14 protein-coding genes are annotated in these 13623 nt (G+C 40.3%); 12 read left to right on the top strand and 2 right to left on the bottom strand.

Annotation, left to right across the window (positions count from 1 at the left end):
* Positions 1–163 precede the first annotated feature (163 nt).
* Complete coding sequence (locus COD92_RS31575) at positions 164–310, bottom strand: GapR family DNA-binding domain-containing protein (protein ID WP_141561103.1); 147 nt, start codon at positions 308–310, stop codon at positions 164–166.
* A gap of 44 nt (positions 311–354) precedes the next feature.
* Entirely contained in the window at positions 355–675 is a 321-nt protein-coding gene (locus COD92_RS13490; protein WP_098530928.1) for a cupin domain-containing protein, read from the bottom strand.
* A 288-nt stretch (positions 676–963) separates the two neighbouring features.
* Here COD92_RS13490 and COD92_RS13485 point away from each other — a divergent pair, with 288 nt between their 5' ends.
* The 12 genes from COD92_RS13485 (at position 964) to COD92_RS13430 (ending at position 12949) form a co-directional block, all read left to right on the top strand.
* A complete protein-coding gene (locus COD92_RS13485) occupies positions 964–1560 on the top strand; it encodes an NADPH-dependent FMN reductase (RefSeq protein ID WP_098530929.1) in 597 nt (198 codons plus the stop codon).
* Between the two features lie 163 nt (positions 1561–1723).
* The gene (locus tag COD92_RS13480) at positions 1724–2296 is read left to right on the top strand and encodes a putative ABC transporter permease (RefSeq protein WP_098996388.1); all 573 of its coding nucleotides are present in this window, start codon (positions 1724–1726) and stop codon (positions 2294–2296) included.
* 212 nt (positions 2297–2508) lie between these two features.
* Positions 2509–3282, top strand: coding sequence for a cytochrome c oxidase assembly protein (locus tag COD92_RS13475; RefSeq protein ID WP_176550432.1), 774 nt, complete (start codon positions 2509–2511; stop codon positions 3280–3282).
* A gap of 436 nt (positions 3283–3718) precedes the next feature.
* Positions 3719–4423 (top strand): response regulator transcription factor, encoded by a 705-nt coding sequence (locus COD92_RS13470; protein ID WP_098996386.1) that lies wholly within the window; start codon positions 3719–3721, stop codon positions 4421–4423.
* A 3-nt stretch (positions 4424–4426) separates the two neighbouring features.
* On the top strand, positions 4427–5788 hold the full coding sequence (locus COD92_RS13465; protein ID WP_098996385.1) for a sensor histidine kinase: 1362 nt from the start codon (positions 4427–4429) through the stop codon (positions 5786–5788).
* Positions 5789–5801: 13 nt separating this feature from the next.
* Positions 5802–6497: a polysaccharide deacetylase family protein gene (locus COD92_RS13460; RefSeq protein ID WP_176550431.1), complete on the top strand. Its 696-nt coding sequence runs from the start codon at positions 5802–5804 to the stop codon at positions 6495–6497.
* A 1-nt stretch (position 6498) separates the two neighbouring features.
* Positions 6499–7113 (top strand): DedA family protein, encoded by a 615-nt coding sequence (locus tag COD92_RS13455; protein WP_098996384.1) that lies wholly within the window; start codon positions 6499–6501, stop codon positions 7111–7113.
* A 217-nt stretch (positions 7114–7330) separates the two neighbouring features.
* Entirely contained in the window at positions 7331–8278 is a 948-nt protein-coding gene (locus COD92_RS13450) for a glycoside hydrolase family 43 protein (RefSeq protein WP_098996383.1), read from the top strand.
* 140 nt (positions 8279–8418) lie between these two features.
* The gene (locus COD92_RS13445; protein WP_098996382.1) at positions 8419–9600 is read left to right on the top strand and encodes an MGDG synthase family glycosyltransferase; all 1182 of its coding nucleotides are present in this window, start codon (positions 8419–8421) and stop codon (positions 9598–9600) included.
* Positions 9601–9616: 16 nt separating this feature from the next.
* Entirely contained in the window at positions 9617–10219 is a 603-nt protein-coding gene (locus tag COD92_RS13440) for an undecaprenyl-diphosphatase (RefSeq protein WP_176541230.1), read from the top strand.
* 27 nt (positions 10220–10246) lie between these two features.
* Positions 10247–11944 carry a DUF6044 family protein gene (locus COD92_RS13435; protein WP_176541231.1) on the top strand — a complete coding sequence of 566 codons (1698 nt, stop codon included), beginning with the start codon at positions 10247–10249 and terminating at the stop codon, positions 11942–11944.
* Between the two features lie 15 nt (positions 11945–11959).
* The gene (locus COD92_RS13430) at positions 11960–12949 is read left to right on the top strand and encodes a glycosyltransferase family 2 protein (protein ID WP_098530938.1); all 990 of its coding nucleotides are present in this window, start codon (positions 11960–11962) and stop codon (positions 12947–12949) included.
* Positions 12950–13623: the final 674 nt, after the last annotated feature.

The raw sequence follows: 13623 nt of genomic DNA, 5'->3' as shown, positions 1-13623 counted from the left end.
AGGCTATGACCTAAGAGGAACCAAATTGGTGCCTCTTAGGTTTTTTTCTTGAAAGATAAGAAATTATAAATTTCGACTTCGAAAATTGTCCAGCTCCAGGCGCCATCGGCTCGAGGTCACAAGCCGATAGGCGGGCGCCTTACCCTTTCCCGAAGCAATCTGATTACTGATTTTTGAGTATTTTTATAAGCTCACTTTGTTCCTCTTTTAACGACTGAATTTCTGCCTCTAACCTTTCTATCTTCTCTATAAAAGGTGTCAATGCCTCTTGAAGCATTGAACGTAGACGATCACTTTTTTCGATATCCATTATGTCCTCCTTAAATCCAATGATTTTTTCATTTCAATCTTTTCTTATTTGGAAAGCTTATTTAACACTACATACAGACTAACAGGTTCGCTGCTAGTATTGATAAAAGAAAGTTCCTCATTATCACTGGTGTGAATTACATCTTTTTCTGTTACCCCTATTTCTTTCCCGTCAATGATAATCGTGCCGCTTCCGGACACCACAAGCAGATAGACCTCCGCGCCAGGGTGTTTATGTGCGGGCAGTTTTTGTCCGGGAAAGAAGTTTAGGACAAATGCAGTACTGCTGTCATTATTATAAATAACCCGTTTTGTAAATTTGTCCTCACTAAATTCCTGATAGGTCTTAATCGATTGCTTGTCCATAATGTCCCTCCTTTTGTTCTCTATCTATAATATAAATGAAAAACATTAACAATTAAGTGAACTGAATCACGCATTTATATATTATTCTCTGAATAAATTCCAATATGTAAACTATGTTTAATATGGCGATCAAGCCAATTATAATGATTAGTCTACAAAATCCATCACATTACCTTCAAAAAAAAGTTGACTTGATAAAAATAATGTTATATGATTATCTCGAATTAAAAATAAACAACTTTGAGATACTCACATCTAAGATATAACATCAAGAAGGCGGTGCTAACAATGGGTTTTTTAAATCGATTATTTGGTAACACACCAGAGGAGGAAAATAAAATGACAAAATTAAATATCGGGATTATTTTAGGAAGTACACGTCAAGGACGCGTTAGTCCACAAGTAGGAGAATGGGTAAAAGGAATTGCTGACAAACGCGGCGATGCTAATTACGAAATCGTTGATATCGCAGACTTCAACTTACCATTCTTAGGAACTACTGACGGAACTGAACCAGGGATTGCTGCATGGAATCAAAAACTAGCTAGCTTAGATGGTTTCGTATTCGTTGTTCAAGAATACAACCACAGCATCACAGGCGCTTTGAAAAATGCTCTTGATTTTGCACGAGAAGCTTGGAATGACAAAGCTGCTGGTATCGTAAGCTATGGATCAACTGGCGGTGCTCGTGCGGCTGAACACTTACGCGGCATCTTAGGTGAATTAAAAGTGGCAGACGTTCGTACACACCCAACTTTGTCATTATTCACTGACTTCGAAAATGGCAGTGTCTTCAAACCAGCTGAACTACACCTTACAAATGTAACTGCAATGCTTGACGAAGTAGTAAAATGGAGCGGAGCATTAAAAACAATTAGAAATTAAGTTTCTCCCTATTGCAACTAATATAAAGGTGTCTGATATCTAAAAGGTGTCAGGCACCTTTTATACTATATGGCTGTTTAAAATCGGAATTTGCTGGAATAAATACCATCTTCACGGTTAATCCTAAAATGGGAAATTCTTATCCGTGAAAGGTGGATTAGCCATGACTCATAGTTGGTTAAAAGGCTTGGAACTTCAACTTGTAGAAGTACTTACGATGGAAGGAGCCGCTGCCATCCTTTTTTATTTCACGTTCTATTCATTCATTGGCTGGCTGCTCGAAAATAGTTATAACTACGTCATCAAACGGGAATTTTTTAAGGAGAATTTTTTATTTGGCCCCTTTAAACCGATGTACGGGGTCGCCCCTGTGCTATTGGTCTACTTAATTCCACAGGGTTCCCATTGGGTATACGTACTCCTTCTATGTTTTATCATCCCCACCCTTGTTGAGTATGCAAGCGGGACACTGCTGCAGAAATTATTTCAAAGACAATGGTGGGATTATTCAGAAACACCGTTCCAGCTGCATGGTCATATTTGTTTACCTTTTTCCATCTGCTGGGGATTTTTATCACTACTTTGTATAAAGTGGATTCACCCCGGAATGGTTTCGCTATATGGTAGCATAGAGCCTCTATGGGCCTGGATCTGGTCAGCTGTAGGACTCTACTTCCTTGCCGATCTCGTCCTCGCGATCCGAAAACACACCCTCCAGGAAATCGTTGGTGCCTGACACCGTTTCCAATCCAAACACTCCTTCTATATTAAATAATGGAAGGGGTGTTTTACATTTCCATCTCCATTTCCATTTCTAACGAAGAACCCCTGGTATTTTAAGGAATATTTCGAGATAGAAATCATATAATCTATAGTTCAGATAAGCGTTGTAAAAAGGTGACTTTCTCCATGTGCCCATCAGGATTATTCAGAGGGAGGAAGAGAAATATGCTAGATGTTTTTTTGATTGAAGGTCAGTTGGTGTGGAACATCCCATTAATGGCAGGTCTTTTTTGTATGGGTGTTTTATATGTGGCTCTATTGCGTACGCATTCAGAACTCAAAGTCCATCCTACCCAGCCATTATTATTCTTCTCCTCTTTATTCTTACTCTATCTCACAATGGGCAGCCCCTTATCGACACTCAATCATTTATTATTCAGCTTGCATATGATCCAGATGAGTATATTATTTTTTGTCATCCCACCACTTTTTTTACTAGGTATTCCAGAAACCCACACACCGATTATTAAAGGAATAAGTCTGTCCCCATTTGCTGCATTAGTTACCTTTGCCATCATGTTTTTCTTCTATCATCTTCAAGCTGTTTTAACGTTTCTAACCTTAAATCCGTTCATCCACAATAGTTATCTGTTCCTGCTATTACTTTTATCCTTCATGATTTGGCGCCCGATTGTAAGGGAGCAGAATAAACAATATGCCTTCTTAAGTGGAATTTTACTGCTGCCGGCCTGCGGCCAGCTCATTTTGAGTGGACTTTTTGGAAGTGTAACCAATCCTCTCCTAAGCGAAATGATGACAAGTCTATGCATTACACCTGCTGGGCTAAATTCACTCGGTATATTTCCGTCAGCATTTAACTCAAGGATTGATCTCATAATTGCCGGAATACTGATGATGGGCATGCATAAATTCGCTTTACTCCTAACGGCTCGGTTGAAAAATAAAGTAATAGAACGTGATTTGACTGGGAATGGCTGAGGGCTGTTCTTTTTTTTATGAGATAGGACAAAATATAAAAACATTAGCTTTGAGAATTGTCCAGCTTCAGAGCCCAGCGACTAGTGGACTTCGCTCTTTTCCCTACGATAAGTCAACATCGAATCGACTTGAGCTCCGTGTTGTCTAGCTACAGCGCCTAGGGGCTCGGGGTCATAAGACAAGCCGTCAAAAAGGCTAAAGAGCAGCCTTCTCGCCGGCTTGTCTTATGCCTGTCGCCCCTAACCAAGGCGCTTCCGCATTTCGGTTTTCCTTTATCTCAGTCAAAGCGCTCAGTCCTGTCGTGCGCTAAACGGGATCTTTCGCTTTTCTAGATTAAAATTTAATTAAATCAAGTAAAATAATAAAAAATAGTGCTAAATTGAAGAGGATATAGTAAATAAAGTTTCTCTACCTTACTAAAAAAGGGGGGCAAAACATGCAGCAACAGCAGCAAATTTTGGTTGTTGAGGATGAACGACAAATTGCCAAAATTTTAAAAATTGAACTCGAATATGAAGGTTACGAGGTAGTAGTCGCCTATGACGGGAAAGAAGGCTTACAGGCGGCATTCACCGAAAAACCGGATTTAATCCTATTAGATGTCATGCTTCCTGAAATGAATGGGATTGAGGTGTTAAGAAGGATTCGAAAAGAAAACAACCTCGTTCCAATTATATTGTTAACAGCCCGAAACCTGACGATGGACAAGGTGACAGGTCTTGACCAAGGGGCCAATGACTATATAACAAAGCCGTTTGAAATGGAGGAACTATTGGCGCGAGTGCGTTCCACCCTCCGACAAAATTCAATTGCTATGAAGGCATCTCAACCGGAAGAATCGGTTTTATCGTTTGAAGACCTAACTGTCAATCGAGAAACACGAGAAGTGACCAGAGGGGACGTATCGATTACCCTAACCCCGAAGGAATTTGATTTGCTCGTTTATTTGTTAATTAATAAAAATAAAATTGTCACTAGAGAAAATATCCTGTTTCATGTCTGGGGATATGAATATGAGGGAGAAACAAATGTCATCGATGTGTTTATCAGACATTTACGAAAGAAAATCGAAGAAGGCTTTAGAGGCCCAACCATTATTCAAACAGTGAGGGGAATTGGCTATACCATAAAGGAGAATTAAGCAATGAAGATTACAACCAAAATAAACATCATGACAACTGCTTGGATTCTCTGTGTATTAGTGGCTGTGAATGCGGTTGTCTTTTTTTCATTTATGAAAATAACCGTGAACATGGAAGATCAAGAGCTTTATCAAAAAGCAGATACCCTGATAAAGGAGATGAACCTGGACAAATCTTCTGCCCTAAAAAAAGATCAGTTAACACCTTATTTAACCATGCATTCTTTTATTAGGATTGTTCAACCAGGTTCAAAAATGACTAATGAAGTAACCAATGATAAAGAATTGGCAGCAAAAATCAAGCCTAAATTTGTTAATGAAAAAGAAGCGGTAAGAAAGACAATCAGGCAAAAAAATCATGAAGAGCAAATTTTAATGGTCAGGGTCCCGATCCATTCCAGCGGTCAAATTACGGGGACACTGGAGATAGGCGAGAAATTATCAGGACTCGAATTGGCGAAGGATGTATTACTATCGATACAAATCTCTAGTACCATTTTAGGAGCCTTATTAGCGATGCTTGGCGGCCGTTGGCTGTCCAATTTGATTATGAGGCCGATTTCTAACATGATTAACACGATGGAGGACATCGAACAGAGCGGCATTCCGAAAAAAATTGTCATCCAGCATGATACACGAGACGAACTGCAAAAAATGGCGGTAACCTTCAATCGGATGATTGGCAGATTAGAAGAAAATCTCGAAAAACAACGACAATTTATTTCCGACGCTTCCCATGAATTAAAAACCCCGCTGACAGTGATCAAGAGTTACGCGGACCATCTATTAAGACGCGGAATCCGTAATGAGACCGAGGCGCTGGAAGCAATTGAAACCATCCATTCAGAAGCCACTAGGATTCAAAAAATGACCGAAAGATTTCTGAACCTAGCTGATACAGAATCAGGGAATCACTTGGATGCCAAGCCCATTGATTTAGTTATTTTATGTCAGAACATCATCAAACAGCTTAAAAGTGCTTATAAGCGGGAAATTAATCTTTACTTCGCAAATCCATCTATTACGGTGTCAGCGGATGAGTTAAAGCTAAAACAAGCCATCATTATTATCATTGATAATGCCATCAAATATAGTACAGACAAAATTGATGTGTATCTGAACGAGAACGAACATAATACCATCATTAAGGTTAAAGATTACGGAATTGGCATACCGGAATATGAAATTAAAAATATCTTTGAACGATTTTACCGAGTGGACAAGGCTAGAAGCCGTGAAACTGGGGGAACAGGCCTAGGTCTTGCCATTGCGAAAAATATCATGAAACAGCATCATGGTGAAATTAAAATCAGCAGTACGGAAGGTGTAGGAACAGAGGCAGAATTATTTTTACCGAAAAGCTGAGAAAGGAACAATAATGAAAATATTATGGCTAAGCATCGGGTTAATGATCTTGTTCATACTAGTTTATGCGATATTACCAACAGTGCTGATTCGTATAAATAGTTGGGGTATCAAGAAAAGGCTTCAGTCTGAGAAAATCGCGATTACTTTTGACGATGGCCCTAATCCCATTTATACCCCACAGTTGTTGGACCTGTTAAAAAAGTATCATGTCAAAGCTACTTTTTTTGTGGTGGGCAATAAGGTAAAACGCTATCCGGAGATCATAAAACGGATGAACGAGGAAGGACATACGATCGGGATTCATCATTTTCATCATGTCTCAAGCTGGATCTGCTCACCTTTTCGCATTAAAAAAGAGCTAGCCTTAACAGAACGGGCTATTATGGAATGCACAAATGAAAAGGTCGCTTTTTATCGGCCGCCATGGGGTCATTTCAACCTTTTTAGCTTGATAATTAGCAAACCTTACAAAAAGATCATGTGGTCGCATATTTTTGGAGATTGGAAAAGAGAGAAGGCCAAAGACGGCCTGTTGGAAGAGTTGCGGACAGTGGTAGAACCGGGGTCGATCCTTTTGCTTCATGACTGCGGGGAAACACTGGGAGCTGATCAAGATGCACCTGGCTATATGATTAACAATCTAGAAATCTATTTAAAGGAAGCTATCGATAACGGGACGAAATTTATTACATTAAAGGAATTATAATATGACTATAGAATCGATCCTACATTATTTCAATTTATATGGTTACGTCGTGATCTTTATCTGTTTATTTTTCGGCATCGTCGGGATTCCTGCTCCGGAGGAATCTCTGCTCTTTTTAATTGGGATATTGTGTGGAGAGCATAAACTTTCATTTGAATTAAGTTTGCTGGTGGCAATCCTTGGGGTGTTTACCGGTATGCTTTCTGCCTACGCCTGCGGGAAATATTTAGGCTACCCATTTGTTAAAAAGTTTGGCAAGTATGTAGGGATTACTGATGAACGCTGGGAAAAAGCCGTTGGTTTCTACTCGAAAAATGCCCAGAAAACCATTCTATTTGGATTTTACATGCCGGGACTAAGGCAAATCAGCCCGTATTTTGCCGGGATCACCAAAATACCTTTCCGGAAATTTGGACTGCTCTCCCTAGCAGGCACGCTTTTGTGGACGATCCCAGTTATGTCAGCAGGATTTTTTGCAGGAAAGGCCTTTTATATTAATCCAGCGTATATTCCATGTGTAGGAATCGCTTCGTTTCTCTTATTTATGACTTACGTATGGTTACGGAAACGAAAAAGAGCCCGTTTAACGTCAGAGATATCAAAAATAAAAGAATAAACAGCCTGAGCCCTAGATAGATTATGGACTCAGGTTTTTTATTTATTAAATTTGGAGGAAATAGGTAAAGTATGTCGTAAAAGTAATGGTGACTAAAAAAATGAGAGTTGTTTCTGATGAAGAATTTTATTGTGATGAAGTAATAATTGGTGAGACAGCAGTAGAAAAAGGTTTGGGAAGATATTTATAAAAGATATCTTTGGAGGGATTAAAAATAATGCAGGCTTATTTATTTGTACACTTTAAGGAAAAGAGAACACCGGATGGGGAACAGGTTTACTTCGGGGTTAGTAAGGATGGCTTTAGGTGGGAAGAAGTTAATGATGGAAATCCTGTTTTATGGAGTTATTATGGTGATAAAGGCGTTAGAGATTTTACGATAACTAGAACCAAAGAAGGTAAATTTGTTATTTTAGCAACAGACTTAAGTTTGTCATACGGTATGCTGAATCAGTATCAACATTCATGGGGTGAAATCAGCAGAAACGGAAGCAAAAGTCTGGTTCTTTGGGAGTCTGATGATTTGATTCACTGGTCAGAGCAGAGAATGATCAAACTTGGAGATGAAAACTTCGGCTGTTTGTGGGCACCGGATGTTATTTATGATAAGAAAAATAATGATTACGTCATTCACTGGTCTTCATCCCATAGCATCAATAACTATGGAGAAAAGGGAATTTACTATTCGCGAACAACAGATTTTGTGAATTTTACAAAAGCGCAAGTTTTGTATCAGAAAGAAGACAGTGGCGTCATTGATTCTGCAATGTATGAGGAAGAGGGAAAGTATTATTTATTCTTAAAGAGTGAAAAGAATCCTTCTAGAATTATTCTTATGGAATCAGAGAATATTAATGGACCATTTGAGAAGATTGAAGAATTTGACAAAAGCATGGAGTCACTGCAAGAAGGACAATATGAAGCTCCAACTGCAGTTAAATTAGAAGATGACAGATGGTGCTTATTCTTAGATTTTTATGGTTGTTCTGCAGAAGAACAAGGTTATGTTCCGTTCATAGCAGACAAAATGTCAAAAGGAAGATTCATTCGTTCGGATCAATCGTTTAAGTTCCCGTATGGCTTTAAACATGGTACCATCTTGACGATTACCATGGAAGAATATGAAAGATTGAAATCTTATAAAAAATTGCCATCAGAGTATTAGGCATAGGGCTCAGTTCAAGTTGAACTGGGCCATTTTACTTAAAAAATCACTGAAGGCTTGATTAAAAATCTATTAAAAACCCATCTTTTACAAAAATGAGTGGTACAGTAAATAGGACATAAAGTAAGGAGCTGGACAAAATGAAAAAAATCTTGTTTTTACCACTCTTACAAATGCCATCAGGTCATCATCAAGTTGCTGAGGCATTAATGGATAAATTAAAAAATCATACTCCCAATCTTACGGTTAAGAAAATAGATTTACTAAGCTATACCAATAAATCACTCGAAAAAATGATTTCCAACGGCTATCTAAATTGGATTCGCTATGCACCGGAAACCTATAATCTCGCATACAACCATTTTTTCTACATTCCAGATACAAAAAGGCCGGCTTTTAAATGGTACCAGCCACTCTTTTTGAAAAAAATGGAACAATTGCTGCAAGAAGAACAACCGGATTTACTTGTTTGTACTCACGGGTTCCCGTCCTATCTGCTCAGCCTTTTAAAGAAAAAAGGCAAATGCAGTACCCCCGTTATCAATGTTTACACCGACTTTTTTGTCAATAGCGTTTGGGGCAAGACGGGGATTGACGCCCATTTCGTTCCAAGCCAACAGGTAAAAGAAACACTATCCAAGAGGTTTCAAATTCCCAAGCACCAGATGATGGTAACCGGTATTCCTGTTCATGAAGAGATTACTAAAGTCTCCAAGGTTCATAAACCCCTAAACGGGCGGCCGAAAATACTAATTGCCGGAGGAAATAGCGGGCTAGGCGGAATACGAAAGCTTTTGGAGGAAATAAAAGATTCTAGTGAATTAGATTATCTCGTATTATGCGGCAAAAATAAGAAATTGTATGAAGAGATTTCCTCTTGGAAACTCGAACATATAAAGCCCGTGCCATACCTCTCTTCAAGGTCAGCCATGAATGACCTTTATGAAGAAGTGGATGCGGTCATGACAAAGCCGGGCGGTGTGACGGTAAGTGAAACATTGCACAAAAAGCTTCCTACCTTTGTTCATTCCATGCTCCCAGGACAGGAAAAAGTCAATATGCGCTTTTTAAAAGAACAAAAGCTGGTATTTGTCATTGATCAGGAACAACCAATCGAACAGCAATTATTAACGGTGCTGCACGACCCTAAAAAAATGAATGAATGGGAGCAAGCCATCGATTCCTACCAAAAAGGGATCGAGCTCGATTGCCAGGAAGCCATTGTTGAAGCAATTCTAGATGTGTTGTACCAGCAGCCGCAAAGTGCAGTATCGGAAGTCATCCGGACGTCGGCCGTTTTACAACGTGCTGGTGCACAATAAGGAAGGAGGATATGGGATGTCTCATTTAGATTACTCAGCTTTTCAAATCATTAATCATCTGGCGGTAAGTGACCGATTTTTAAACCCATTGATGATTTTTCTAGCAGAAAAAGCGCAATATCTCTTTTTTATAGCCATTATTTTTTATTGGTTTTATCCAAAAGCTAATAACCGAAAAATGATCGTGGAGGCGATCCTGTCCGCCTGTATCGCCCTTAGTCTCAATGGGGTGATCGGTCACTTTTATTATCGGGCCCGTCCCTTTGTGGCCCATCATGTTAACTGGTTGATTCCCCATGCGAGAAATGCTTCGTTTCCAAGTGACCATGCGACAGCTGCATTTGTGATCGCAACAGCCATATGGATCTGGATCAAACGGGATGGCTGGATCTGGCTGGTTTTAGCCGCAGGGATCGCCGTGTCCCGCGTATGGACAGGCGTCCATTATCCATTGGATGTCACTGCGGGAATGCTGATTGGGGTTAGCGTTGCCTTGGCAGTACACTATCTATTTGCTCAATCAGATAAACTGAACCAATTTATAGAAAGAATCATTGGGGTGTATGAAAGTGTGGAAGGGACTATCCTGAAAAAGACTAATTTGCTTAGAAAGAGATAGGCATCAGGAGGAAATGTTCTCTTAGCCATGAGAAAGCTTTGCAGAAAAATAAAACTAGATTCAGAAAACACATCTATCATGTTGGCAATCTGTCTCATCATGGTATATGTGTCCCCTCTATTTATCTTGGGGGAAAATGCACATATTAGGGTCCATGATAATTTGGACTCGAATATTGCTTGGTACAAAGTACTAAAGAATAGCGGCCAATTATTCGGCGGTATTCATTCCGTCATTCCGCAAGTCATCAATGGCCTTCCGCGAAATGCATTTGGGACAGAGTTTAGCGGGATACAGTGGCTCCATCACCTTTTTCCATCGATGCTCGCCTACGCGCTAAGTCAAATCATTACAAGACTGTTTGCCTTTCTCGGAATGTATCTTTTGATAAAACGGCACTTTGTGAAAGCAGAAGAGGCCCGTCCAATCCGTGTCTGGGTATCGCTTGCGTTTGCCTTAACTCCATTCTGGCCATCAGGGATGTTGAGTACACTGGGAATGCCGCTAGCGCTGTGGGCGTTTATGAATATCCGGGAGGGACGCTATTCGTGGAAAGAATGGCTAACACTGATTCTGTTGCCACTCTATTCCAGCTTTGTGTTAGGATTTTTCTTCTTTTTATTTATGATGGGACTCCAGTGGATGAGAGATCTGCTCGTCAAGCGGAAACTAAACGGGGTGTTCTTCAGCAGTATTGTATTAATGACGGTTATTTACTTATTAATCGAGTACCGTCTTGTGGATTCATTGGTATTTCCGGATGCGCCAACAAGCCGAAATGAATTTGTCAGTTCGAAGCTGGGTTTTTGGCATACCATCCGACTCATAGGTAAGAATTATTTTCTTGGCCATACCCATGTGTTAACCCTTCATACCTTGGTAATCGTGCCGCTTTCCTTCATTGTTATCGGTTTTCTTTGGAAAAAGAAGGATCGGAACGAGGCAGACAAACGATATGTCTACCTATTTATCTTTAATATTCTGCTTTCCACTTGGTATGCCTTTTGGTTTTATAAAGGGTGGCAGCCTCTTAAAGAGAGGTTCTCTTTATTAAATACCTTTAATTTTGCCCGGTTCCATTTTCTAAGGCCGCTCGTCATCTATTTGATGTTTGCAGTTGGGGCGTTCATTTTGTGGCAAAAAGGCAAGCGGTGGAAGTCTTTTGTCAAAATATGCTTAATTGTTCAACTGATTGTCTTATTCTGTGCAAACGATGAAATTGTATATCGTGTCGCCGGGAAGCCATCCGTTAAACAGTTTTATGCGACTGAGCAGTTTAAAGAAATCGCTGATTATATTGGCAAACCGAAGAGCAGTTACCGGGTCGCAAGTATCGGAATTCACCCGGCCATCGCCCAGTATAATGGCTTTTATACGTTGGATACGTACAATAATTTTTATCCGTTAACCTACAAACATGAGTTTAGAAGAATTATTGCAGGAGAGCTGGACAAAAGCCCGACATTAAAGAAATACTTTGATCAGTGGGGAGGCAGGTGTTATCTGTTTGTCGCTGAACTAGGGAAACACTATGAATTTAAAAAAGATTCGAAGGTGAAGATTCATCACTTGCAGCTGAATACCAACGTTTTTAAACAAATGGGCGGTAGGTACATCTTTTCGGCTGTACCAATTTTAAATGCCAAAGAAAATCATCTAGAACTGAAAAAGACCTTTAACCAAAAAGATTCAGCCTGGAAAATTTACCTTTATCAAGTCATGTAAGGAAGGAAATTTCAGATGAATAAACCGATTTTAACCATCGTGGTTCCATGCTATAACGAAGAAGCGGTATTGAATGAAACCATGTTGCAATTGACTAAAGTAATGGAACATTTAATCGAGGAATTGCTTGTTTCAAAAAATAGTAAACTATTATTTGTTGATGATGGCAGTAAGGACCAAACTTGGAATATGATTGAGAGCGAGTGCGAGAAAAATAGCTTTGTTACCGGGCTGAAGTTAGCCGGAAATGTTGGTCATCAGAACGCACTCATTGCCGGTCTCGAAACTGCCAATCAATACTCCGATTGCGTAATCTCGATCGATGCCGACCTTCAGGATGATATCAATGTGATTGAAACCTTTGTTGAGAAATACTGGGAAGGGATCGATATTGTTTATGGCGTGAGGGATAGCCGCGAGACAGATACCTTCTTTAAGCGGAACACAGCATTGTTCTTTTACCGTTTCATGGAGCGGATAGGAATTAAACTCATCCCCAACCATGCCGATTTCCGGCTGATGAGTAAACGGGCATTAGATGAACTGTTGAAATATAAGGAGACCAATTTGTTTTTGCGCGGTCTGGTTCCCTTAGTCGGATTTACTTCAGCAAAAGTCTATTATGACCGAAAAGAAAGGCTAGCCGGGGAATCGAAATACCCGTTGAAAAAAATGCTGGCCTTCGCCTTTGATGGAATGACTTCCTTCAGTGTAGCGCCGATTCGCTTTGTTACCTTTTTAGGTTTTCTCGCTGTAATCGTTAGTGCTTTGGTTGGCAGCTACGCGATTGTTCAAGAGCTCTTAGGGCATACAGAGTCTGGCTGGACATCGTTAGTGATTTCGATCTGGTTTGTTGGTGGGCTGCAGTTAATGGGAATCGGGATGATTGGTGAATATATTGGTAAAATTTATCGTGAAGTGAAGCGCCGTCCAAGGTATGCGATTGAAGTGGACCGTTTCACATATATGATTAAGGAAAAACTACAAGAGCCTGTTTTTAAATAATGAAAAGGACCCATTGGGTTCTTTTTTTGTGTTAAAAGGGTATATATGTAATCTTAATTCTCATAAAGTTCGGACAGGCCAGTTTAAAAATTCATGAAGCGAGTCCGAAGTGGCCCGAGGTTCGGACAGGCCAGTTTAAAAATTCATGAAGCGTGTCCGAAGTAGCCTGAGGTTCGGACAAGCCAGGTCAAAAATTCATGAGGTGAGTCCGAAGTAGTTCGAGGTTCGGACAGGCCAGCTCAAAAATTCATGAAGCGAGTCCGAAGTAGTCCGAGGTTCGGACAAGCCAGGTCAAAAATTCATGAAGGGAGTCCGAAGTAGTCCGAGGTTCGGACAGGCCAGCTCAAAAATTCATGAAGCGAGTCCGAAGTAGTTCGAGGTTCGGACAGGCCAGCTCAAAAATTCATGAGGTGAGTCCGAAGTAGTTCGAGGTTCGGACAGGCCAGGGCAAAAATTCATGGAGCGAGTCCGAAGAAGCCTCAGGTTCGGACAGGCCAGGTCAAAAATTCATGAAGCGAGTCCGAAGTAGTTCGAGGTTCGGACAGGCCAGGTTAAAAATTCATGAAGCGAGTCCGAAGTGGCCTCAGGTTCGGACAGGCCAGCTCAGAAATTCATGAAGGGAGTCCGAAGTAGTTCGAGGTTCGGACAGGCCAGCTCAAAAATTCATGAAGCGA

Source organism: Bacillus sp. AFS037270, assembly GCF_002585305.1.
This window is presented reverse-complemented; position numbering and strand designations above follow the sequence as displayed.

Bases quoted from the DNA above. Each gene is read 5' to 3' on its own strand.
- COD92_RS31575 (WP_141561103.1), bottom strand. From the start codon at position 310: ATGGATATCGAAAAAAGTGATCGTCTACGTTCAATGCTTCAAGAGGCA.
- COD92_RS13490 (WP_098530928.1), bottom strand. From the start codon at position 675: ATGGACAAGCAATCGATTAAGACCTATCAGGAATTTAGTGAGGACAAA.
- COD92_RS13485 (WP_098530929.1), top strand. From the start codon at position 964: ATGGGTTTTTTAAATCGATTATTTGGTAACACACCAGAGGAGGAAAAT.
- COD92_RS13480 (WP_098996388.1), top strand. From the start codon at position 1,724: ATGACTCATAGTTGGTTAAAAGGCTTGGAACTTCAACTTGTAGAAGTA.
- COD92_RS13475 (WP_176550432.1), top strand. From the start codon at position 2,509: ATGCTAGATGTTTTTTTGATTGAAGGTCAGTTGGTGTGGAACATCCCA.
- COD92_RS13470 (WP_098996386.1), top strand. From the start codon at position 3,719: ATGCAGCAACAGCAGCAAATTTTGGTTGTTGAGGATGAACGACAAATT.
- COD92_RS13465 (WP_098996385.1), top strand. From the start codon at position 4,427: ATGAAGATTACAACCAAAATAAACATCATGACAACTGCTTGGATTCTC.
- COD92_RS13460 (WP_176550431.1), top strand. From the start codon at position 5,802: ATGAAAATATTATGGCTAAGCATCGGGTTAATGATCTTGTTCATACTA.
- COD92_RS13455 (WP_098996384.1), top strand. From the start codon at position 6,499: ATGACTATAGAATCGATCCTACATTATTTCAATTTATATGGTTACGTC.
- COD92_RS13450 (WP_098996383.1), top strand. From the start codon at position 7,331: ATGCAGGCTTATTTATTTGTACACTTTAAGGAAAAGAGAACACCGGAT.
- COD92_RS13445 (WP_098996382.1), top strand. From the start codon at position 8,419: ATGAAAAAAATCTTGTTTTTACCACTCTTACAAATGCCATCAGGTCAT.
- COD92_RS13440 (WP_176541230.1), top strand. From the start codon at position 9,617: ATGTCTCATTTAGATTACTCAGCTTTTCAAATCATTAATCATCTGGCG.
- COD92_RS13435 (WP_176541231.1), top strand. From the start codon at position 10,247: ATGAGAAAGCTTTGCAGAAAAATAAAACTAGATTCAGAAAACACATCT.
- COD92_RS13430 (WP_098530938.1), top strand. From the start codon at position 11,960: ATGAATAAACCGATTTTAACCATCGTGGTTCCATGCTATAACGAAGAA.